Source organism: Plantactinospora sp. KLBMP9567 (assembly GCF_033446045.1).
Taxonomy (GTDB): Bacteria; Actinomycetota; Actinomycetes; order Mycobacteriales; family Micromonosporaceae; genus Plantactinospora.
The window spans coordinates 163,245-184,047 of record NZ_JAWQRR010000027.1 but is presented as its reverse complement, the minus strand read 5'-3'; the positions used below and the strand labels follow the sequence as shown (position 1 = coordinate 184,047).

At 73.2% G+C, this 20,803-nt stretch carries 21 protein-coding genes; 16 read left to right on the top strand and 5 right to left on the bottom strand.

Features of this window, described 5'->3' with window-relative positions; genetic code table 11:
* The first annotated feature begins 48 nt into the window (after window positions 1–48).
* The gene (locus R6Y94_RS22705; RefSeq protein WP_318397909.1) at window positions 49–600 is read left to right on the top strand and encodes a hypothetical protein; all 552 of its coding nucleotides are present in this window, start codon (window positions 49–51) and stop codon (window positions 598–600) included.
* On the opposite strand, the gene R6Y94_RS22700 is transcribed toward R6Y94_RS22705, so the two are convergent.
* The 3 genes from R6Y94_RS22700 to R6Y94_RS22690 all read right to left on the bottom strand — a co-directional run bounded on the left by R6Y94_RS22700 (window position 597) and on the right by R6Y94_RS22690 (window position 3,313).
* On the bottom strand, window positions 597–1,253 hold the full coding sequence (locus R6Y94_RS22700; protein WP_318397908.1) for a response regulator transcription factor: 657 nt from the start codon (window positions 1,251–1,253) through the stop codon (window positions 597–599). The two genes, R6Y94_RS22705 and R6Y94_RS22700, sit on opposite strands and share 4 nt — an antisense overlap.
* Entirely contained in the window at window positions 1,250–2,410 is a 1,161-nt protein-coding gene (locus R6Y94_RS22695) for a histidine kinase (protein WP_318397907.1), read from the bottom strand. Before R6Y94_RS22695 ends, R6Y94_RS22700 begins: the two co-directional genes overlap by 4 nt.
* A 105-nt stretch (window positions 2,411–2,515) precedes the next feature.
* Window positions 2,516–3,313: an SAM-dependent methyltransferase gene (locus R6Y94_RS22690; protein WP_318397906.1), complete on the bottom strand. Its 798-nt coding sequence runs from the start codon at window positions 3,311–3,313 to the stop codon at window positions 2,516–2,518.
* Window positions 3,314–3,567: 254 nt separating this feature from the next.
* On the opposite strand from R6Y94_RS22690, the gene R6Y94_RS22685 reads away from it, so the two are divergent.
* From R6Y94_RS22685 to R6Y94_RS22670, 4 genes are all read left to right on the top strand, one after another.
* A complete protein-coding gene (locus tag R6Y94_RS22685) occupies window positions 3,568–4,320 on the top strand; it encodes an NUDIX hydrolase (protein WP_318397905.1) in 753 nt (250 codons plus the stop codon).
* A 131-nt stretch (window positions 4,321–4,451) separates the two neighbouring features.
* Entirely contained in the window at window positions 4,452–5,429 is a 978-nt protein-coding gene (locus tag R6Y94_RS22680; protein ID WP_318397904.1) for a lipopolysaccharide kinase InaA family protein, read from the top strand.
* A 29-nt stretch (window positions 5,430–5,458) separates the two neighbouring features.
* Entirely contained in the window at window positions 5,459–6,421 is a 963-nt protein-coding gene (locus R6Y94_RS22675) for a hypothetical protein (RefSeq protein WP_318397903.1), read from the top strand.
* The gene (locus R6Y94_RS22670; RefSeq protein WP_318397902.1) at window positions 6,418–7,731 is read left to right on the top strand and encodes an adenylosuccinate synthetase; all 1,314 of its coding nucleotides are present in this window, start codon (window positions 6,418–6,420) and stop codon (window positions 7,729–7,731) included. Before R6Y94_RS22675 ends, R6Y94_RS22670 begins: the two co-directional genes overlap by 4 nt.
* Here R6Y94_RS22670 and yaaA read toward each other — a convergent pair.
* Complete coding sequence (yaaA, locus tag R6Y94_RS22665; RefSeq protein WP_318397901.1) at window positions 7,718–8,515, bottom strand: peroxide stress protein YaaA; 798 nt, start codon at window positions 8,513–8,515, stop codon at window positions 7,718–7,720. The genes R6Y94_RS22670 and yaaA overlap by 14 nt on opposite strands.
* Window positions 8,516–8,603: 88 nt before the next feature.
* On the bottom strand, window positions 8,604–9,263 hold the full coding sequence (locus R6Y94_RS22660; RefSeq protein ID WP_318397900.1) for an FMN-dependent NADH-azoreductase: 660 nt from the start codon (window positions 9,261–9,263) through the stop codon (window positions 8,604–8,606).
* A 155-nt stretch (window positions 9,264–9,418) separates the two neighbouring features.
* Here R6Y94_RS22660 and R6Y94_RS22655 point away from each other — a divergent pair, with 155 nt between their 5' ends.
* The 11 genes from R6Y94_RS22655 to R6Y94_RS22605 all read left to right on the top strand — a co-directional run bounded on the left by R6Y94_RS22655 (window position 9,419) and on the right by R6Y94_RS22605 (window position 20,679).
* Window positions 9,419–9,982 carry a MarR family winged helix-turn-helix transcriptional regulator gene (locus R6Y94_RS22655; protein WP_318397899.1) on the top strand — a complete coding sequence of 188 codons (564 nt, stop codon included), beginning with the start codon at window positions 9,419–9,421 and terminating at the stop codon, window positions 9,980–9,982.
* A gap of 188 nt (window positions 9,983–10,170) precedes the next feature.
* Window positions 10,171–11,502 carry a hypothetical protein gene (locus tag R6Y94_RS22650; RefSeq protein WP_318397898.1) on the top strand — a complete coding sequence of 444 codons (1,332 nt, stop codon included), beginning with the start codon at window positions 10,171–10,173 and terminating at the stop codon, window positions 11,500–11,502.
* Window positions 11,499–12,464, top strand: a complete 966-nt coding sequence (locus tag R6Y94_RS22645) for a PASTA domain-containing protein (protein WP_318397897.1) — start codon at window positions 11,499–11,501, stop codon at window positions 12,462–12,464. The genes R6Y94_RS22650 and R6Y94_RS22645 overlap by 4 nt, the downstream gene beginning before the upstream one ends.
* A 134-nt stretch (window positions 12,465–12,598) precedes the next feature.
* On the top strand, window positions 12,599–13,489 hold the full coding sequence (locus R6Y94_RS22640; protein WP_318397896.1) for a carbohydrate ABC transporter permease: 891 nt from the start codon (window positions 12,599–12,601) through the stop codon (window positions 13,487–13,489).
* The gene (locus R6Y94_RS22635) at window positions 13,486–14,763 is read left to right on the top strand and encodes a sugar ABC transporter substrate-binding protein (RefSeq protein WP_318397895.1); all 1,278 of its coding nucleotides are present in this window, start codon (window positions 13,486–13,488) and stop codon (window positions 14,761–14,763) included. Before R6Y94_RS22640 ends, R6Y94_RS22635 begins: the two co-directional genes overlap by 4 nt.
* Window positions 14,760–15,803, top strand: coding sequence for an ABC transporter ATP-binding protein (locus tag R6Y94_RS22630; RefSeq protein WP_318397894.1), 1,044 nt, complete (start codon window positions 14,760–14,762; stop codon window positions 15,801–15,803). The genes R6Y94_RS22635 and R6Y94_RS22630 overlap by 4 nt, the downstream gene beginning before the upstream one ends.
* Window positions 15,800–16,678 carry a sugar ABC transporter permease gene (locus tag R6Y94_RS22625; protein ID WP_318397893.1) on the top strand — a complete coding sequence of 293 codons (879 nt, stop codon included), beginning with the start codon at window positions 15,800–15,802 and terminating at the stop codon, window positions 16,676–16,678. Before R6Y94_RS22630 ends, R6Y94_RS22625 begins: the two co-directional genes overlap by 4 nt.
* An 18-nt stretch (window positions 16,679–16,696) precedes the next feature.
* Window positions 16,697–17,182: a hypothetical protein gene (locus tag R6Y94_RS22620; RefSeq protein ID WP_318397892.1), complete on the top strand. Its 486-nt coding sequence runs from the start codon at window positions 16,697–16,699 to the stop codon at window positions 17,180–17,182.
* A 131-nt stretch (window positions 17,183–17,313) separates the two neighbouring features.
* Window positions 17,314–19,716, top strand: coding sequence for a VPS10 domain-containing protein (locus R6Y94_RS22615; protein WP_318397891.1), 2,403 nt, complete (start codon window positions 17,314–17,316; stop codon window positions 19,714–19,716).
* 145 nt (window positions 19,717–19,861) lie between these two features.
* Window positions 19,862–20,107: a GntR family transcriptional regulator gene (locus R6Y94_RS22610; RefSeq protein WP_412102844.1), complete on the top strand. Its 246-nt coding sequence runs from the start codon at window positions 19,862–19,864 to the stop codon at window positions 20,105–20,107.
* Between the two features lie 149 nt (window positions 20,108–20,256).
* Window positions 20,257–20,679 carry an FAD-dependent monooxygenase gene (locus R6Y94_RS22605; RefSeq protein ID WP_318397992.1) on the top strand — a complete coding sequence of 141 codons (423 nt, stop codon included), beginning with the start codon at window positions 20,257–20,259 and terminating at the stop codon, window positions 20,677–20,679.
* Window positions 20,680–20,803: the final 124 nt, after the last annotated feature.

Here is a 20,803-nt window from a genome sequence, read left to right as displayed (position 1 = left end):
CAAACCCGGAATCGGGCGGGTCGCCACCACGGCCGGTACGCTGGCCGGATGCGGCACGGGCGCGGTGACTGGGCGCAGCGGTGGAACGCCGAGCGTCTGGACAGCCGGGTGACGGAGCTGCTGCGCCACTGGTCCGAGGATCCGGCTGGAGCCGCTGGCCGGCTCGACGCGGTACTCCGGGCCGCCACGCCGCAGTCGGTGCTGTTCCTGGCGGAGACCTACCGACGTCGGCACCACTCACTCGAACCACTGCTCAGCACCGGCACTGACAGCAGCACCGGCACCGGCGCCGGCCGGTTTGTCGAGGACTCCGGTAGCTACCCGACCGGAGTCGCGGCGCTGCTGACGCTGGACCGGTCGGGTCGGCTGCGCGAGGCGGGGCTGCGTCGGCTGGCCGCGAGCGAGGAGCGGTTCGTGCTGCCGTACCTGCTGCTGCGGCTCGACGACCCGGTCGACCCGGTCCGCGACATCGCCGTCGATGCGGTGCGCCACCGGCAACGGGTCGACGGTGTCGAGGTGCTCGTACCGATGGCACCGCTGCTCGACCGGCTCGCCGGCCGGCGGCGGGCGGGTCCGCTGGTCGGGGCCCTCCGTCCCTAACCGAGCCCGACGACGTGGTTCTCCCAGGCCCAGGCCGCGACCTCGACCCGGTTGCGCAGCCCCAGCTTAGTCTGGATGCCCGAGAGATGGCTCTTGACCGTGCTCAGCGAGATGAACAGCTCGGTGGCGATCTCCTGGTTGGTGCGTCCCCGGGCGATGGCCCGGACGACCTGGATCTCCCGTTCGGAGAGCGCCCGGGCGGGGCGTCCGGTGCCGGGTGCCCGCACGGCCCGCAGGTGGCGCAGCAGCCGGACGGTGACCGAGGGCGAGACCAGGGCGTCTCCGGCGTGCGCGGCCCGGACCGCCTCGACCAGCAGCGCCGGTCCGGCGTCCTTGAGTACGAAGCCGACCGCTCCGCCGCGCAGCGCGCCGTAGACGTACTCGTCGAGGTCGAACGTGGTGACGACGACCACCCGGAGCGGGTCCGGGACGTCGGGTCCGGCCAGCGCGCGGGTCACCTCGATGCCGTCGAGCCGGGGCATCCGGATGTCCACCAGACAGACGTCCGGGCGCAGCCGCTGGGCGAGCACGACCGCCTGGCCCCCGTCGGACGCCTCGGCGACCACGTCGATGTCCGGCTGGTCCTCGAGGATGAGCCGCAGACCGCTGCGCACCATCGCCTGGTCGTCGGCGAGCAGCACCCGGATCGTCATCGGCGACTCCCGGCCGGTACGGGCACGCTGGCGCGTACCGCCCAGCCGGCGTCGGGACACGGCCCGGCCCGGAGGGTGCCGCCGAGCGCTTCGAGGCGTTCCCGCATCCCGATCAGCCCGTAGCCGGCACGGTGGGGATAGCGTGTCCCGCCCGGTGGGGCGTCGTCGACGACCTCGACCGTGACCGCTGACCGGTCCCGGGCGACGGTCACCGTGACCGACCGGGCGTGCGGGGCGTGCCGGGCGACGTTGGTCAGCGACTCCCGCACCACCCGGTGGACCGTACTGGTCACCTCGGGCGGCCACGTCGAGGTGTCCTCCCCGTCCGGCAGCCGCAGCCGTACCGCCGGCCCGTGGCCCTCGAAGCGCCTGACCAGGTCGCCGAGTTGTTCGGGGTTGGCGCTGGTCGGGGCCGCGTCGTCGGCGTCGCGCAGCAGCCCCACCACCCGGCGCATCGCGGCCAGCGCGTCCGAGCCGGCCGACTCGATGCCGGCCAGGGCGGCACCGGCCCGCTCGGGGTGCCGGCGGGCGACGATCTGCGCCGCCTGGGCCTGCACCACGATGCCGGTGATGTGGTGGGCGACGACATCGTGCAGTTCTCTGGCCAGTTCCAGGCGCTCGTCCCGGCGTACCCGCTCGGCCACGGCCCGGCGGCGGGCCGCCAGCAGCCGCAGGCCCAACCCGCACGCCAGCGCGGCGAGCCAGCCCAGGGCGTTCAGTCCGGGGACGGCGCCGACACCGATGCCGGAGGAGGGTGGGAAGGCGAGATGGGCACCGACCACGATCGCCAGCCCGGCGACTGCGATCGCGGCGGCGGACCGTGCCGGCAGGGTCCGGATCGCGGAACCCACCAACACGGAGAGCGCGAGGGCCATCGCGGGGCCGGGCTCGGCGGGCAGTCCGGCGGACCGGGCGACCAGGATGGCGACGGCCGCGAGGGTGAGGCCGGCGACCGCCGTCCAGAGCCGGTGGCGCCGACGCGCCAGGGCGATGCCGCCGGCCACCGCTCCGGCGGCGCAGTCGAACAGCCAGTAGCGGCCACCCCAGCTCGCGGCGAGCGCGGCCGCCGTGTCGACGAGGGCCGCGACGAACAGGATGCCGAGCCCGGCTTCGGCGGCGACCCGGGCCCGGCCGGCCAGCCGCTTCGGAACGTTCACGCTGGCCAGGTTACGGAACCCGGCTGGCTGCCGAACCGGCCGAAAGTACGGTCGCGCGCCCGGCGGGGTTGCCGGACGGAGACGGGCGCCGGGCCGTTGCCGGGGCTACAGCTTCCGGGCGACTCCGGCGGCGACCTTGAGCATGGTCGGCGGAGCCTTCTCGTCCGGCCACCACTCCTGCACGTCGACGACGCCGGGCGAGAGCAGTTCGAAGCCGTCGAAGAACCGTTCGATGTCGTCCCGACGGCGGAACGTCATCGGCGCGGGGGAGTTCACCGAGATCTCCTCCAGCTTCGCCCTGGCCGCCGGGTCGCTGCCGTCGATGCAGAACTGGGAGATGCAGATGTAGCTGCCCGGGGCCATCCGCTCGCGGAACCGCGCGATCAGCGCCGCCGGATCCTCGGCATCGGTGACCAGGTGGAACAGGCCGATGAAGAGCAGCAGCACCGGTTCGTCAAGGTTGATCAGCCGCCGCACCTGCGGATTTTCGAGGAGGTCGTCCGGCCGGCGGACGTCTGCCTGGATCGAGGCCACGTTCTCGTCGGTGGCCAGCAGGGCGCGGTTGTGGATGAAGACGATCGGGTCGCTGTCCACGTAGACCACCCGGGCGTCCGGGGTGATGGCCCGGGCGGTCTCGTGCACGTTCGGCGCGGTGGGGATGCCGGCGCCGATGTCGAGGAACTGCGTGATGCCGGCGTCGGCGCACATCTGGGTGACCCGGAGCAGGAACCGCCGCTGAGCCTTTCCGAGGGCGGGCAGGTCCGGGGCGAGCGCGATGACCTGCTTGGCCGCCTCCCGGTCCACCGCGAAGTTGTCCTTGCCGCCGAGTACGTAGTCGTACGCGCGGGCGTGACTCATCTGCGTGGTGTCGATACCGGACGGCACGGAGTCCTGGTTGGTCACGAGCACTCCCGGAAAGTGGATCGAAGGCTGCGAACGGCGAGCCGATCTTAGCCCGCCGACCGGGCCGGTGCCGGCGCGGAGGGCCGGCGGGAAAGGGGCTTCCCGGCGGCTCTGCATGGACGGTCACCGTGCGGTGGCGGTACGCGATTCGCGCCCGGAAACAGTGGCCCGAGGGGTTGAGCGGGCGACCGCCGCGCGGTAAGTTCACCTCCAGGTGAGTAAGACTCAGGATGAGAACAACGGAGGGTCCGCCGATGCGCCCGGAGTCCACGTTTCTGGCCGGTTACGACCCGACGGCGTTCCCACCCGTCGCGGTCACCGTCGACATCGTGGTGCTGACCATCCGGGACGGTGCGCTGCACGTACTGCTGGTGGAGCGGGCCGAACACCCCTACCGGGGACGGTTGGCCCTGCCGGGCGGTTTCGTCCGGGACGAGACGCTGGCCGAGGCGGCCCGCCGCGAGTTGGCCGAGGAGACCGGGCTGCGCCCGGGCGAGGCGGCCCTGGCCCGGGTCCACCTCGAACAGTTGCGCACCTACGGCGACCCGGGGCGGGACCCGCGAATGCGGGTGATGTCCGTGGCATACCTCGGATTCGCGCCGAGCCTGCCGGATCCCCGGGCCGGTGGCGACGCCGCCAGCGCCGCGTGGCTACCCGTGGACGACGTCCGGGACCTCGCCTTCGACCACGACATCGTGCTCGCCGACGGCCTGGAACGGGCCCGCGCCAAGCTGGAGTACACCCCGCTGGGCACGGCGTTCCTCGGGCCGGAGTTCACCATCGGGGAGCTGCGCGCCGTCTACGCCGCCGTCTGGGGCGAGCAGCTCCATCCCGGCAACTTCCACCGCAAGGTGCTGTCGGTGCCCGGCTTCGTGGAGAGCACCGGCGGGACGACCAGCCGGGGTGGTGAACGGGGTGGGCCGAGGGCCCGGCTCTACCGGGCGGGCGACGCCACCCTGCTGCATCCGGCCCTGCTCCGGCCGACCCGGGAGGAGCAGGTCCGGTGAACCGGCCCGACGGTTCGGGGGCGAGGAACGGGCCCGGCGGGGCGGGACCGTCGTGCCGCAACGGGCGCTACCGGCCGACCCGACCGGGCCGGCGCAGCAGCGCCGGGAGCCAACCGGAAGGGGAGGGCACGATGACCTTTGACGAGGCGGTCGCCCTGGTGGAGCGGGTGCGTACCCCGGCCGAGATATTCGTCGACGGCGCGACGACGTACCGCCGGTTGGTCAAGATCCTGCACCCCGACGTCGCACCGGCCGGTCGCACCGCGACCGCGACGGCGGCCCTGGCCCGGCTCGCCACGCTCTGGGCCGCGACCAGCGCGGTCATCCGGACCCGCCGGCACCGCTGGTCCGTCGGCGCCGAGTTCGCCAGCGGCGACGTCGGCACCCTGCGCGAGGTCACCGACGGACCCCTGCGCGGCCTGCTGAAACTGCCCCGCGACCCGGTCGACGGCGATCTGGCCCGGGCCGAGATCGACGCCCTCGACCGGCTCGCCCGCTGCGGCGAACACCGGTTCCGGGCCTACGCGCCGCGCCTGCTGGACACCGTCACGCACGACGACCCGGCGACCGGGATCCGGCGCACCGGACCTGTGCTGGAACGGCTCGACGGGTTCGTCAGCCTCGCCGAGGTGGCCCGCCGGCATCCCGACGGGGTCGACCCGCGCGACGCCGCCTGGATGTGGCGCCGGCTGCTGGTCGGGCTCGGCTGGGCGCACCGGGCCGGCCTGGTGCACGGCGCGGTACTCCCCGAGCACGTGCTGATCCACCCCGCCGAACACGGCCTCGCCCTGGTCGACTGGTGCTACTCGGTCCCGCCCGGCCAGCGGATACCCGCGCTCGTCGCCCGGCACCGCGACAGCTATCCGCCGGAGGTGCCCGGCCGCCGCCCTGCCACCCCGGCCACCGATCTCTATGCCGCCGCCGAGTTGATGGCCCGGCTGATCGGCCCGCGCCTGCCGGCCGCGCTGCGCCGGTTCGCCGACGGCTGCCGCCTGGAGCGGCCGACGATGCGCCCCGACGACGCCTGGCGGCTGCTCGCCGAACTCGACGACCTGCTGCACGACCTCTACGGCCCCCGCCGATTCCGACCGTTCGCCATGCCGGCCTGATCTCTCAGGCCCGACCGAAGGGAAACACCATGGGCAGTGGACGCTGGTCAACCGACGTGTACTCGGCCGCCGCGAGCTACCGCGCGGCCACCGGGGCGAGCCCGTTCGCCTACAGCGACGGCGGTGCCCGTACCGCGCATCCCGACCTCAGCCCCTACAAGGTGACCGCCCGGGAGAGCCGGGACAGCACCGAGCACCCGCACTCGACCCCGATCGCCGTACTCTTCGACGTCACCGGTTCGATGCGCGACGTGCCCCGGGTGCTCCAGGCAAAGCTGCCGCAACTGCTGGGACTACTGCTGCGCAAGGGCTACGCCCGGGACCCGCAGATCCTGTTCGGGGCGGTCGGCGACGCCACCTGTGACCGGGTGCCGTTGCAGGTCGGCCAGTTCGAGTCGGACAACCGGATGGACGACCAACTGGCCAACATCGTCCTCGAAGGAGGCGGTGGCGGCCAGCAGACCGAGTCGTACGAGCTGGCGATGTACTTCATGGCCCGGCACACCGAGCTGGACAGCGTACGCCGGCGCGGCCGGCCCGGATATCTCTTCCTGATCGGCGACGAGCTGCCGTACGACCGGGTCAAGCCGGCCGAGGTCCGCCGGGTGATCGGGGACCAGCTCACCGAGCCGATCGCGGTCACCGAGATCGTCCGCGAGCTGCGGCGCAGCTTCGAGGTCTACTACATCCTGCCGGGTGGATCCAACTACGCCGGCGATCCGCGCATCCTGAACGCCTGGCGGAAGCTGCTCGGCCAGAACGTCCTGGAGCTCGACGACCTCGACGCGGTCTGCGAGACCATCGCGCTCACCGTCGGGCTCGGCGAGCAGGCCATCGACCTCGACGCCGGGCTGCGGGATCTCGACGACGTCGGCTCGACCGTCGGCGCCAGCGTCGGCCGGGCGCTGGCGACGGTCCGGCGCGGCCCGGCCGGCAGCTCGGTGGCCCTGACCGGGCTCGACGACGGCACCGGCGGAAACCTCCGGCTGTGAACCACACCGTCGTCGTCGACCTCGGCTACGGGGACGCGGGCAAGGGCACCACGGTGGACTGGCTCTGCGCGCGGGAGCCGGTCACCGCCGTGATCCGGTTCAACGGGGGTGCGCAGGCCGCACACAACGTGGTGACGCCGGACGGGCGGCACCACACCTTCGCCCAGTTCGGCTCGGGCACGCTGCGCGGGGTGCCCACCCACCTGTCGCGGTTCGTCGTGGTCGACCCGCTGGCCCTGGCGGCCGAGGCGGCGGCGCTGGCCCGATCGGGGGTGCCGGACCCGTTCGGGCTGCTGACCGTCGACGGCGACGCGTTGCTCGCCACCCCGTGGCACCGCGCCGCGAACCAGCTCCGGGAGCTGCGGCGCGGTGCCGATCGGCACGGTTCGTGCGGGGTCGGGGTCGGCGAGACCATGGCGTACGCGCAGCGCCACCCCGACGCGCCGCGGGTCGCCGACGTTCGTGATCCGGTACGCCTGCGTCGCCGGCTCACCCGGCTCCGCGACCGGCTCACCGACGAACTCGGCCCGATCGACGCACCGCCGCTCGACGACGTGCTGGCGGCGTTCCGGGCGTTCGGCGAGGCGGTCGCGGTGGTGGACGGGACCGCCGTGCGGCGGCGCCTGCTCCGCGCCGGGCCGTGCGTCTTCGAGGGTGCGCAGGGGGTGCTGCTGGACGAGTGGCGGGGCTGGCACCCGTACACCACCTGGTCGACCACGACCTTCGACAACGCGGCGACCCTGCTGGCCGAGGCGGACCGGTCGGCGCTGCGGCTCGGCGTGGTACGCAGCTACACCACCCGGCACGGGGCGGGGCCGTTCGTCACCGAGGATCCGGCGCTGCGCCTGCCGGAGCCGCACAACGGGACGGGGTGCTGGCAGGGCCCGTTCCGGGTCGGTCACTTCGACGCGGTCGCGCACCGGTACGCCGTGCAGGTCTGCGGCGGGGTCGACGCGCTGGCCGTCACCCACGCCGACGCGCCGGACCGGGAACCGGCGCTGCGGGTCTGCACCGGTTACGAGGTGGCCGGGGCGCCGCTGTTCCGGCTGGTCCCCGGGCCGGCGCGGGATCTCGCCCACCAGGCGGAGCTGACGGCGTTGCTGCACCGGGCCCGGCCGGCCGTGCTGTTCCGGCCGGACGACTGGCCGACGACGATCGGTGCGCTACTCGACCTGCCGGTGCTGGTGACGTCGTACGGTCCCCGGGTCACCGACAAGCGTCGCGGCACCGGGTGCGGCGCGCGGCCGCCGTCTCGACCGGGAGCGCGGCACGCCGGCCGGGCGACTCCGGCCGGCCTCACAGTTCGGTGACCACCAGGTCGAGCTGACGGGGGCGGCCGGCGACCGCCGGCTGCTCCTCGACGGTGTACTTCAGGTCGCGCAGCGCCTCGACCAGCCGGCCGGCGGACCGGGGCGCCGCGCCGGCCAGCAGCAGGTCGCGGACCAGCCGACCCTTGCTGGCCTTGTTGAAGTGGCTCACCACCGACCGCCGGACCTCCCCGGCGACCACCTGCTCGTGCAGCACCCGGACCGTGACGGTGCGCTCGGCCAGCCGGCCGGTGGGTCGCCACATCGCGGCGTACCCGCTGGAGCGCAGGTCGAGCACGGGCCCGCCGCCGGCCGTCCCGGCGAGCACCGGGTCGAGCAGCCCGCGCCAGTACCCCGCCAGCCCGCCCACCCCGGGCAGGTTCACCCCGACCGCACAGCGGTACGCCGGGATCCGGTCGTCGATCCGGATCGCCCCCCAGAGCCCGGAGAAGACGAGTACGGAACGCCGGGCCCGGGACCGGGCCGGACCGGGCAGGGTGCCGAGGCCGAGTGCGTCGTAGAGCACCCCGGTGTAGACCTTGGCCGCCGGCTGGGCCGGCGCGGTGCGCAGCCGGGCGTTGCGGTCCAGCTCCTCGTCCTGCCCCGGGCTGAGCCCGAGCACCTCCCGGGCGCGGTCCCGGTCCGGCCCGGCGCAGAGCGCGACGAGCGCGTCGAGGACGCGTTCCCGCCCGGGGTTGAGCGCCGGCTGGGTCAGCGCGTCCGGATTCACCGGCCGGCCGGAGCGGGGCGCGGTCTTCCCCTCCGACGGAGGCAGCAGGATCAGCACGACCAGCAAGCCTACGCAGCGGGCCGGCCGGCGCGTACGGGGCGTGCCGGGCGGCCCGCCCCGGACGCGTACCGGTCGGAGCGGTCGGTCAGGCCGCGCTGCCGAGGGCGTGCTGGGCCAGCAGTTCGCCGTGCTTGCCGGCCGAGGTGTGCCCGGCTTCGAGGTTCTGCCGGGCCAGGTCCCGCAGCGGCTCCATCGCCGGGGTGATCTCGGCCAGAGTCAGCTCGACCTCGCTGACGTGCAGGTCCAGTTCGAGAATGTCCCCGAAGAACCGGCGGTAGTACGGGGTGGCGTGGTCCCAGCCCTCCCGGGGCGTACCCGGACCGTAACCGCCGCCCCGGGTGACGATCAGCGCCGCCGGCCGGCCGCGTAGCGGCGACTCCTGGCCCGGGGCCAGCCGGGGGTCGATGAGCAGCATGTCGATCCAGGACTTGACGTGCTGGGAGACGCCGTAGTTGTAGAGCGGCACGGCGAGCAGGTACGCGTCGGCCGCGACGAGTTCGTCGACGTAGCCGGCGGCAAGGGCGGCGGCCTGCGCCTGGGCCTCGGTGCGCTGGTCGGCCGGGACGAATCCGGCGCTGACCGCCGCGGGCCAGGCGTCGGCCGGCACCGGCGAGGCGGCCAGGTCGCGCCGGATGATCAGCCCGGACGGGTGGGTACGGGTCCACGCCGCCTCGGCGGTGTCGGCGACGGCACGGCTGACGGACTGCTCGCCGCGGATGCTGGCGTCGAGTCGGAACAGGCTCACTCTTACCTCCGAAAGAAGCTCTGCTATCCCGACCAAATTAGTCACAGACCGACTGCCACACAGTAGAACTGTGATTTAGATTATCTTCAGGTCGATACTTCTGTATCACAGAACATCTAGCGGGCGATGATCTTTTGGACGGGTATGCTGGTCACGTGTCCGACACCGCAGCTCCCGCGCCATCCGCCGCCCGTTCCGAGGACGGCGGCGGTCGGATCGCGGCGGAGTTGCTCAAGGACGACTTCGGCTGGGCGCTCGGGGTGATCATGCGGCGCTACCTCCGCGCGGCAGAGGAGATCGTCAACGACGTGCCGGGTGGGCCCCGGGGCTACCAGGTCGTCGCCTCGGCGAGCCAGAACCTGGCCACCAACCAGGGTGCGATGGCCGCCCAGCTCGGCATCGACCGGACCGTCCTCACCTACCTGATCGACGACCTGGAGGCCGCCGGACTGGTCTCCCGGCAGCCCGACCCGGCCGACCGGCGCAGCCGCCGGGTGATCGCCACCGAGGCCGGGAAGGCGCTCTGGCAGGACCGGCAGGCCGCCCTGGCCAACGCCGAGGCCGAGATCCTCCGGGTACTCGGCCGGGACGAGTCGGCCTTCAAGGAACTCCTGCAACGCGTGGCGATACACGCGGACCGGCTCGACCCGATGCACAACGCCTGCCAGGTGGTCGAGGAGCTGAACGAACAGGAGAACCGGAGCCGCCGCCGGCGCTGACCGCGCCCCGTCGACGGCCATCGCGCGATCAGCTCGACGGCCATCGCGCGGTCAGCCCGGCGAGCCGTCGTGCTCCACCACTGCCCGCAAATCCGCCGGCGGATGTATCTGCGCCGGGGGTAGCCGCCTCTGTACTGGTGAGCCGGGCCGACCCGACCCGGCTGTACCCCGTCCGGAATCGGTGGCCCATGCTGTCATCCTGGGTATCGCTGCTGCTCCTCGTCGCGGCGACCGGCATCGTCCTGGCCGTCGTGCGGCACCGCCGCCGCACTCGGACCACGCCGGCCGGCCGTCCGTCCAAAATCGACGTGACCGCCGAACTGCCGACCTTCAACATCGTCGCCCTCGGTGCCCAGGAGACCGGCAAGACCGTCCTGCTCGCCAGCATGTTCCACCGGCTCAGCACCGAGCTGCGCGAGGGTGGCTTCCGGCTCGTCACCGGGCTCGAACAGGCAGCCGACCTGACCGACCTCTACGCGACCCTGCGCGACCCGGAGGACACCTGGCCGCCCGGGACGATGATCGGACAGACTCGTTCGTTCACCTTCGACTGCGTCGGCACGGCCGGCGGTCGGGATCACGCCGTACTCCGGTTCAACTACCTCGACTACGCCGGGGAACTGGTCGGCGGCGGGCGGGCGGCGAGCGTACCGGCGCACGGGCGGCAGGCCAGTCAGCAGGATCTGGAGCAGCGGCTGGGCGCCGCGCACGCGATCTTCGGCATCATCGACGGCCGACGCATGGTAGACGCGCTGCGCGGTGGCCGGGAGGGCCAGCTCTACCTGGAGAACACCATCGTCCCGATGATCGTGCTGATGCGTCGGGCCGAGTGTCCGGTGCACTTCGTCCTCACCAAGTGGGATCTGTTCGACACCGTCGGCGCCGAACAGGACGAGGAGAACGACCGGCTCGAACTGGCCCGCAAGGAACTGCTGTCGTACCCGCCGATCCGCAACCTGGTCGAGCAGCGACGCCGGGCGCGCAAGATGGTCCGGCTCATCCCGGTCAGCGCGATCGGACGGCAGTTCGCCACGATGACCGCCGAAGGGCGCATGGTCAAGCTCCGGCACGGCCGGCTCCGGCCGGTCAACGTCGAACTACCGCTCTGCGCCGTGCTGCCCGACCTTTTCGGGCAGGTCAGCGCGCAGCTCGACGAGGCCGTCGAGCGGAAGATCGTCGAGGAGTCCCGGGCACTCTCCCGGCTCTCCGCCGCCGAGGCCGTGTCGGGGGTCGGCCGGTTCCTGGCCCGCCCCGCCGGACAGGCCGTACGCCTCGCCGTCGGCCTGGCCGTCGGGCGGAACGCGTTCAGCGAGCAGATCGTCAGCACCTTCCTCGACTGGATCGGGGAGCCGTTCGAGGCGAAGGCCCGCCAGGTGGCGCAGACGATCGACGACGCGCACCGTTCCGCCGAGCAGATCCGGTTCGCCAGGCAGGCCGTGCTGGAGGAGTTCCGGGAGAACATGGTCGTACTCCGCCGGCAGTTTCCCGCCTCCGACCTCACCACCTGGAGTGTCCGGTGAACGCCGCGCCGGCCCGGTCCGGCTGGCCGTTCCTGGTCGGTCGCGGTCGGGACGCCGGCTACCGGATGCTGCTCACCCCGGCTGCGCTGGCCGACCGGAACGACTCGGACGGGCTGCTCGCCGCGGTGACCGGCGAGGTGCCGGCGGACGCGCCACCGGTGCTCGCGGTCGTCGGCCCGGGCGGGGCACTCTGCGTCGTCTACCGCACCCTGCGGCCCAGCACCGCCGACACCGGCGCCACCGGTCCCGGCCGGTCCACGCCGTTGCTCGACCGGGCCGGCCGGCCACTGGTCCTGGCGTACGGCTTCGTGTGCCGGGGCGCCCGGGTGACCCGGGTCGACGAAGCCGACCTGCGGTACGCCCGCGAAGTGGCGCTGGACGCCTTCCGCCGGTTCCACGCCGACGAGGCGGCGTACCGGACGGCGGTGTCGGAGCCGTACCCGCTGCGCTCGGAGATCGTCGGGCGCCCCGCCGGTCCCGCCGGGCAGGCCCGCTCCACAGCACCACCCGGCCAGCCCCGCGCCGTGCCACCGGGGGAGCTGGCGGCAGCACCGGATCTGGCGCCGGCCTGGCGCACCGACCCGCTGCCGCCGCCCGGCCGGCTCCGCGACGACCGCTGGCGACCACCGGCCCTGCTGCTCGGGCTCTGCGCACTGCTGCTGGTGCTCGCAGGGACGGGTCTCTGGCTGGCCACCCGGCCGCCCGAGGTACCGGTGCCGGGCATCGTGGGGCTGCCGGAGGCGGACGCCGTACGGGACCTGCACCGCGCCGGGCTGCGCGCCGTACCCGGGCAGCAGCGGTGGGGCGCGGGCTGCCGGCCGGGCTGGGTGGCCGAGCAGTTCCCGGCGGCGGGCACCCGGGTCCGGGAGCGGACCGAGGTGGTCTACGTCCTCTGCGTGCAACAGCACCCGCAGGTCCCGCCCGTGCCGCCGTCGACCGCGCGCTCCGCATCGGCGCCGTAGCGGCGGTCACGCCACCGGCGAGATCGAGGCTGTACGACCGTAACGATCATCGGCGTAGGATGGCGCCGAGCGGCGGGATCGGTCATCGAAGCGTGGTGAGAGGCGGGTCGCGGGTCGGTATGGCGGTTCGCGGCGTGCCGGGCACCTTCCCCGCAGCGGCGTCGGGCCCGCGACGCCGCCCGGCGAGCGGCCGGACAGCCCGGACGATCGGGCGGTTCGTGGTGCCGACCCTGGTCGCCGCGCTCTTCGCCGCTCCACTGTGGTTCATGGTGGTCGGCTCGCTCCGCCCCGCCGGCCTTCCACCGCCGCGTACCCTCGAGGTCCTGCCGCCCGAGCCGACGCTGGCCGCGTACGCCCGGCTGCCCGAGCTGATCCCGCTCTTCCGCTACCTGGCGAACTCGGCGCTGGTCGTCGCGCTCGCCGTACCGCTGACGGTGCTGGCCGCCTCGTTGACCGGGTTCGGGATCCGGCTGCTCGGCCCGGCAGCCCGGCGGCGGGTGGTGCTCGGCCTGCTGGTGGTGCTGCTGGTCCCGGTCACCGCCGTCTGGGCGACCCGGTTCGAGCTGTTCCGGCTGGTCGGGGTGGTCGACACGTATGTGCCGTTGCTGGCGCCGGCCCTGCTCGCGGTGAGCCCGTTCCTGGTGCTGCTCTACGCGTGGAGCTTCGGTGGCGTACCGGAGAGCCAGCTCGAGGCGGCCCGGCTGGAGGGCGCCCGGTGGCTGTCGGTCTGGCGCCGGGTGGCGCTGCCCCAGGTACGCCCGACCACCCTGGCGGTGGCGGTGCTCGCCTTCACCTACCACTGGGCCAACTTCATCGACCCGCTGCTCTACCTGCACAGCGGTGACCGCTACACGTACGCGCTCGGGTTGCAGTTCCTGCGCCTGCTGAACCCGACCGACTGGCCGCTGCTGATGGCCGGCGCTGTCGTGGCGACCCTGCCGTGCGTACTGGTGTTCCTGCTGGCCCAGCGGATCCTGCTCGACGACGACCCGTTGGCGGCACTGAGATCTGGAGGACGCAGATGACCCGATCCTGGCGGCGCTGGACCGCCGGCCTGCTCGTCGCCGGCCTGCTCGCCGGCTGCGGCGCGGACGATCCCGGGGAGAGCGCCGGGATCACCGTCGTGCTCTTCGGCGACGCCGAGGAGATCGCCGGCTACCGGACGATGATCGAGGCGTTCGAGAAGTCCAGCCCGGACGTGGACGTCACGCTCTCCCCAGTGGCCACCCAGGACGAGTTGATGGCCCGGCTGACCACGGCGTTCGCCGGCGGCACCCCACCCGACGTCTTTCTGCTCAACTACCGCCGGTACGGCCGGTTCGCCGCGCAGGACGCGATCGAGCCCGCACAGTCCTATCTGGACGCCAGCGAGGCGCTCGCCGAGGGCGACTTCAGCAGGGCCGCCCTGGACGCCTTCCGGTTCGACGGAAAGACGCTGACCTGCCTGCCGCAGAATCTCTCGTCACTGGTCGTCTACTACAACGCCGACCTGTTCCGCGCCTCCGGCGTGACCCCGCCGAAGGCCGGCTGGACCTGGGACGACTTCCTCGGCACCGCGAAGGCGCTCACCCGGGACGGCCGGTACGGGGTGGGCGTCGAACCGAGCGTGCCCCGGCTGGCGCCGTTCGTCTGGTCCAACGGCGGTGACCTCGTCGACGACCCCGACCGGCCCAGCACGCTCACCCTGACCGGCTCACCGGCCACCCGCGAGGCGGTCGACTGGTTCCTCGACCTGCAACTGGTGCACCACGTCGTACCGCCGGACGCCGAGGAGCAGAGCGAGTCGAGCGAGGCACGGTTCCTGCGCGGCACGCTCGGCATGTACCTGAACAGCCGGGTCGCGGTCCCCACCCTGCGTACCGTCAAGGACTTCGAGTGGGACGTGGCGCCGCTGCCGGTCGCGCCGGGCGGGAAACCGGCGTCGATCCTGCACAGCGACGCGTACTGCATGAGCGCCGGGCGGCCCGATCACCGCGACGCCTGGCGGTTCATCGAGTTCGCGATGGGTGCCGAGGGGCAGCGGATTCTCGCCGCGTCGGGGCGTACGGTCCCGTCCCGGCTCGGCGTCGCCCGCTCCGACGAGTTCCTGAAGCCGAGCCTGCCACCACGCTCCTCGCAGGTCTATCTCGACGCCGAGCCGCACCTGCGGGCCACCCCGCGCACCGCCACCTGGTCCCGGGTCGAACGCGAGACGGACGCCCTGCTGGAGGAGGTGTTCTACGGCCGGGTCGGCCGTGAGGAGGGGCTGCGCCAACTGGAGGAGAAGGTACGGCCGCTGTTCCGGGACCCGCCCCGGTGAGTGCCGACCGGGGCGCGATCCGGCTGGAGGCGCTGGGCAAGGCGTACGGGCCGGTCACCGCGCTGCGCGAGGTCGACCTCGACGTGCGGGCCGGCGAGCTGCTGACCCTGGTCGGGCCCTCCGGCTCGGGCAAGTCGACGATCCTGCGACTGGTCGCCGGACTGGACCGGCCGGACTCCGGCCGGATCCTCGTCGACGGCACCGACATCGCGCCGGTACCCCCGCACCGGCGGGCCGTCGCGATGGTCTTCCAGGACTACGCCCTCTACCCGCACCTGACCGTACGCGGGAATCTGCTCTTCGGGATGCGGGTCCGCCGGGTGCCGAGGGCCGAGGCGGACCGGCGGGCCCGGGCCGCCGCCGAGCGGCTCGGCATCGCCGACCTGCTGGACCGCTATCCCGACCAGATGTCCGGCGGGCAGCGCCAGCGGGTGGCGCTGGCCCGCGCCCTGGTCCGGGAGCCCACCGTCTATCTGCTGGACGAGCCGCTGGCCAGCCTGGACGCCCAGCTCCGGTTCGCCACCCGGGCCGACCTGCTCGCCGTGCACCGCGATCTCGGCACCACGATGGTGCACGTCACGCACGACCAGGCCGAGGCGATGACCCTCGGCGACCGGCTGGCGGTGCTGGACGCTGGCCGGGTCCGCCAGGTCGGCCCGCCGCAGCAGGTCTACGACGAACCGGCCGACCTGGCGGTGGCCGGGTTCCTCGGCAGTCCGCCGATGAACCTGGTGCCCGGCGGTGGCGTGCTCGGCGGCGCCCCCGGGCTGACCGTCGGGGTACGCCCGGAGGACATCGCCGTCGACCCCGACGGGCCGCTCGAGGCGACGGTGGAGGCGGTGGAGGCGCTGGGCAGCGAGGCGATCCTGCTCACCCGCTGCCCGGACGGCACCCGGCTGGCGGTCCGGACCGGACCCCGGCACGGGCTGCGAACCGGTGCCGGGCTTCGGCTGCGTCCCGACCCGCGCCGGCTGCACCGCTTCGACACCGAGACCGGCCAGCGCCGAGCAAGCGTCGCCGAGACCGGCCGACGTCGATGAGCAGCCGTGCCCGGCGTCCGCTCACCCCGTGGATGTTCCTCGCCCCGTACGGCATCGCCGTGCTGCTGCTGATCGCACTGCCGGCGCTGCTCAACGTCGGGTACGCCTTCACCGACCACACCGGGCTGACCCGCGACCCCCGGTTCACCGGGTTGGCCAACCTGCGCCGGCTCTTCGCCGACGACTTCTTCCTGGACAGCCTGGAGGCGTCGCTGTTCCACGTCGTGGTCTCGGTGCCGCTGCGGCTGCTCGCGGCGGTCGGGCTCGGCCTGCTGCTCGCCGCGCCGAGGCCCGGCGGCAGGTGGTTCCGGGTCGCCGTCTACCTGCCGACGGTGATCCCCGACGTGGCGCTGGCGGTGCTCTTCCTCTGGGTGCTCAACCCGCTCTACGGCCCGCTCAACCAGCTCCTCGGGCTGGTCGGGCACCCCGGCTACACCTGGCTGGCCGAGCCGACCACGGCCCGGGTCGGAGTGGTGCTGATGCTGCTCTTCCCGATCGGGGAGGGCTTTCTCGTCGTCCTCGCCGCCCGCCGCCTGCTCGACGGGCGGCTCTACGAGGCGGCGGCGCTGGAGGGCTGCGGCCCGTTCGGGCAACTGCGCCGGCTCACCCTGCCGCTGCTCGCCCCGGTGCTGGTGCTGCTGGCGGTCCGGGACACGATCCTCACCCTCCAGGTCAACTTCGTGCCGGCGTACGTCCTCACCGACGGCCGCCCGGCGAACGCGACCCAGTACCTGCCGGTCTACATCTTCGACCACGCCTTCGAGTTCTCCGGATTCGCCTACGGGGCGCTGCTGACGATCGTCCTGATGGTGATCAGCGCGGCCGTCATCACCGTGCAGTTGCTCGCGGTACGACGCTGGCGGGTGCTGCGCTGACCGTGGCATCCTGCACCGATGAGATCCCGGGTGCTCGTGCTCGCCGTCGCCGTGCTGGGGCTCGCCGGCTGCGGTGGTGACGGCGGTACGGGCGGGTCGGCGACCACGGACCGGAACGAGGCCATGCTGGCGAACCTGCCGAGCTGCGACCGGGTGCCGATGGACGAGGGCACCGAGGTCACCGCCGAGGTCGCCGGTCTGGTGCTGCCGGAGGGCGCCCGGGTGACGAGTACGGCCGCGCAGGGGGCGCTGACCACGGTGGAGGCGACGATCCGGCTGACCCCGCTGGACGTACGGGCGCACTACCAGGAGCGCACCGACATCGAGCTGCTCAGCGTCGAGGACGAGGTCTTCGAGTCCGAGGTGCTGCTCCGGGCCCAGGACCGGCGGATGTACCTACGGGCCACCGCGCTCTGCGCCGACGGCACCGCGCTGACCGCCGTGGTCGGACCCGACTCCGACGACGCGGGCCTGCCGGGGTTCCGCAGCGGCGGCGGCGGATAGCACCCGGCCCGGGGGTTGGCCCGGAGGTCGAAATGGGACAGCGGTGCATTGACCTTGATCGGTGATCAATCTAGCCTGGCCGCACACCGACCGGACTCGGATCGCACTCCCGTGTGGACAGGAGAGCCCGCATGAAGGCCACACCCCGCCCACCTCGCCGCGGCACGGCAGTCACCGCCACCCTGGTACTGCTCGCCGCCGGCGCCCTCGCCTCCTCGTCGTCGACCTCCCTGGCCGTACGCCCCGCCGATCAGCTCTCCCTGGCCACCAGCATGCCGACCGGCCCGATGGAGATGCCCGCCGAGTGGATGACGTCGCAGCGGCTCAGCGACGGCAGCCGGGAACTCTCCGCAGCCAAGTACGTCAGGGCCCGGGGCGAGGCGGACGGGATCGCCGTGCGCAGCCGGGGCGCCTACCACGACCTGGCCCGGCAGAAGTGGCACTTCTTCGGCCCGACCAACATCGGCGGGCGGGTCGTCGACATCGCCGTCGACCCGTTGGTCGACGACCAGATCTTCGTCGCCGCCGCCTCCGGCGGGATCTGGAAGTCCAGCGACGCGGGGATGACCTACCAGTCCGTCTGGCCGGGAAACTGGGTGCAGAGCATGGGCGCGGTCGCGATGACCCGCAGCGGAGTGCTCTTCGCCGGCACCGGTGAGGCGCAGCCGGGCGGTGGCTCGATCACCTTCGGCGGGGACGGGGTCTACCGGTCGTACAACCGGGGCAGGACGTGGCAGCGGGTGGGGCTGACGGAGAGCCACGCCATCGCCCGGTTCGCCATCGACCCCCGCAACGAGCGCCGGATCTTCGCCGCCGCCGCCGGCAACCTCTTCAAGCCGGGCGGTGAGCGGGGCGTCTACCTCTCCGAGAACGGCGGCAGCAGTTGGCGCCGGGTGCTCACCCCGCCGAACGGCACCACCGGGGCGACCGAGGTGCTGATCGACCCGACCAACCCGAACCGGGTCTACGCCGCCCTCTGGGACCACCTGCGCGAGCCGCACCAGCGGACGTACGGCGGGCCGGGCTCCAGCCTGTGGCGCTCCGACAACGGCGGTCGGAACTGGCAGCGGATGACGAACGGGCTACCGACCGACGCCGACCAGGGCCGCTGGGGCCTGGCACTGGCGCCGAGCGACCCGAAGCGGCTCTACGCGTACGTCGGCACCGCGCTCGGCCCGTTCCGGGCGTTCTACCGCTCCGACGACGGCGGCGACACCTGGACCCAGACCCCGGTCACCGCCAACCAGGCGTCGCAGTCCACCTTCAGCTGGTGGTTCGGCAAGCTCTGGGTGGATCCGTTGGACGCCGATCACGTCTTCCTGGCCGGGGTGAACCTGGTGCGCTCGACCGACGGCGCGCAGACCTTCGCCTCGGTCAGCGGGGTGCACGCCGACCAGCACGTGATGCGCTGGGACCCGAAGGTGCCGGACCGGGCCTACCTCGGCAACGACGGCGGGATGTACCGCTCCGACGTGAACGGGGTCGGCGGCTGGACCAAGGCGACGTACGAGCCGTACACCCAGTTCTACACGGTCGACGTCGCCGAGACCGATCCGGCGCTGAAGGTGGCCGGCGCGCAGGACAACGGCTGCAACCGGGGCTACAACGGGGTTGGCGGCCCGTGGGACGCGATCGGCTGCGGCGACGGGCTCCAGGTGGTCATCCACCCGGAGGCGTCGCACATCGTCTTCGGGTGCAGCCAGTACGGCTCCTGCTACCGCTCGGAGAACAGCGGCGGCACCCCACGGCAGACCATCGGCACCAACCAGACCGTCTCGGACCGGCGCAACTGGCAGACGCCGCTCCAGTTCGACCCGAGCGACCCGGACGTCATGTACTACGCCGGCAACATCGTCAACCGGTCCACCGACAACGGTCGTACCTGGACGGCGATCAGCCCGGACCTGACCGGCGGCGGACCGAACGACCCGAACGGCTACCCGTGGGGCACCATCACCACGCTCGCGGCGGCGCCGACCGACGGCCGCAAGCTCTACGTCGGCACCGACGACGGCCGACTCTGGTGGACCGACGACACCGGGCAGAACTGGCACCAGGTCGACCCGGCGGAACTCCCCGGCACCTGGGTCACCCGGGTCGCGGTGCACCCGAAGGACAGGAACATCGCGTACGCCACCTTCTCCGGCTTCCGGTCCGGCAGCGACCGCCCGCACGTCATGGTGACCCAGGACGGCGGTCGTACCTGGACGGACATCGGGCGCGGCCTGCCGGACGCGCCGGTCAACTCGGTCATCCCGACCTCTGACGGCCTACTCGTGGTCGGCACCGACGTCGGGGTCTACCTCTCGGCGTGGAACGGCGGGGAGTGGGCGGCGCTCGGCACCAACCTGCCGCAGGCGGCCGTGATGTACCTGCGGTATCACGAGCCGACCCGGCAACTGACCGCCGCCACCTTCGGCCGGGGTGTCTACGACCTCAAGGTGCCCCGGTGCCCGGGAGCGTCGACCCGGCTGCCGCTGCGCAAGCCCGGGATGGGGGTCGTCGGCGCACTCGCCTCCTGCCGGGCCCGGTGACCGGAGGCGCTGTCCAGCGTTCGTACCCGAGCGCGGGGCGGGGACGACGTCCCCGCCCCGCACTCGGCCGAGTTGCCGACCGGCCCTGGTCCCGCTTCCTAACCGGCGCTGTCTACGTCGAATGGCCACGCCTACCTTCGTGTTCATGGGTCCTGACGACGTGATCGACCATGAGGGGCCGGTGCCGCCGTACCGCCAGCTCGCCGCGATCCGGGCCGCGCGGATCGCGCGCGGGGATTGGCAGCCCGACCGGGCGATCCCGTCGGAGAACCAGCTCGTCGCTACGTACCCAATCGCAAGGACGGCCGTGCGCCGGGCTGTCGCGCTGCTGGTGGAGCAGGACCTGATCTATGTGGTACCGCAACGCGGAATGTTCGTCCGGCGGCGATAGTCCGCTGCCGTCCGCAGCGGCCCGGAGCGGTGGGCCGGTGCGGACGGGCTCCCCGACCACCGTCGGGCGCCGGTCCGCAAGGGCATGGCCGGCAGCCGATGTTCGCCTAATTCGCCGGGTACGCGGACTGGCATCCGCAGGTCCGGGCCATCCTGTCGGCGGTCGACGAGACGTACGTCTGGGCACTGTTCGACCGCGCGCCGCTGCCGCGCTGGTCGGTCGGGCGGGTCACGCTGCTCGGCGACGCCTGCCACCCGATGCTGCCGTTCATGGCCCAGGGCGCCGCGCAGGCGATCGAGGACGGCGCGGCGCTGGCCACCTGCCTGGCCGAGCCGGGCGCGGACCCGGTGGCGGCACTGGTCCGCTACCAGCGGGCCCGGCTTCCCCGGACCGCCCGGATGCAGGCGCTGTCGGCCGACAACAAGATCCGGTTCCACCTGCCCGACGGGCCGGAGCAGCGGGACCGGGACGCCCGGATGGCCACCAGCCGGACCGACTGGTCGAACGAGGCGGTGGCCTGGATCTACCGGCACGACGCCTCGGCCGTCGAGCCGGAGGCCGTGGCGAGCTGACCTGATCCACCGGGGTCAGCCCGGACCGGGCCCGGCTGTGGCGGCCCGAGGATCCCATTCGGCGCCACGGCCGGTGCGGATGGGTGGCTGACGGCTATCTCACAGCGGCCCGTCACAGACGCGT

What these genes read in the sequence shown, in the direction of transcription:
- R6Y94_RS22705 (WP_318397909.1), top strand. Translation starts at nt 49, where the DNA reads ATGCGGCACGGGCGCGGTGACTGGGCGCAGCGGTGGAACGCCGAGCGT.
- R6Y94_RS22700 (WP_318397908.1), bottom strand. Translation starts at nt 1,253, where the DNA reads ATGACGATCCGGGTGCTGCTCGCCGACGACCAGGCGATGGTGCGCAGC.
- R6Y94_RS22685 (WP_318397905.1), top strand. Translation starts at nt 3,568, where the DNA reads ATGCGCCCGGAGTCCACGTTTCTGGCCGGTTACGACCCGACGGCGTTC.
- R6Y94_RS22680 (WP_318397904.1), top strand. Translation starts at nt 4,452, where the DNA reads ATGACCTTTGACGAGGCGGTCGCCCTGGTGGAGCGGGTGCGTACCCCG.
- R6Y94_RS22675 (WP_318397903.1), top strand. Translation starts at nt 5,459, where the DNA reads ATGGGCAGTGGACGCTGGTCAACCGACGTGTACTCGGCCGCCGCGAGC.
- R6Y94_RS22650 (WP_318397898.1), top strand. Translation starts at nt 10,171, where the DNA reads ATGCTGTCATCCTGGGTATCGCTGCTGCTCCTCGTCGCGGCGACCGGC.
- R6Y94_RS22635 (WP_318397895.1), top strand. Translation starts at nt 13,486, where the DNA reads ATGACCCGATCCTGGCGGCGCTGGACCGCCGGCCTGCTCGTCGCCGGC.
- R6Y94_RS22625 (WP_318397893.1), top strand. Translation starts at nt 15,800, where the DNA reads ATGAGCAGCCGTGCCCGGCGTCCGCTCACCCCGTGGATGTTCCTCGCC.
- R6Y94_RS22620 (WP_318397892.1), top strand. Translation starts at nt 16,697, where the DNA reads ATGAGATCCCGGGTGCTCGTGCTCGCCGTCGCCGTGCTGGGGCTCGCC.
- R6Y94_RS22615 (WP_318397891.1), top strand. Translation starts at nt 17,314, where the DNA reads ATGAAGGCCACACCCCGCCCACCTCGCCGCGGCACGGCAGTCACCGCC.
- R6Y94_RS22610 (WP_412102844.1), top strand. Translation starts at nt 19,862, where the DNA reads ATGGGTCCTGACGACGTGATCGACCATGAGGGGCCGGTGCCGCCGTAC.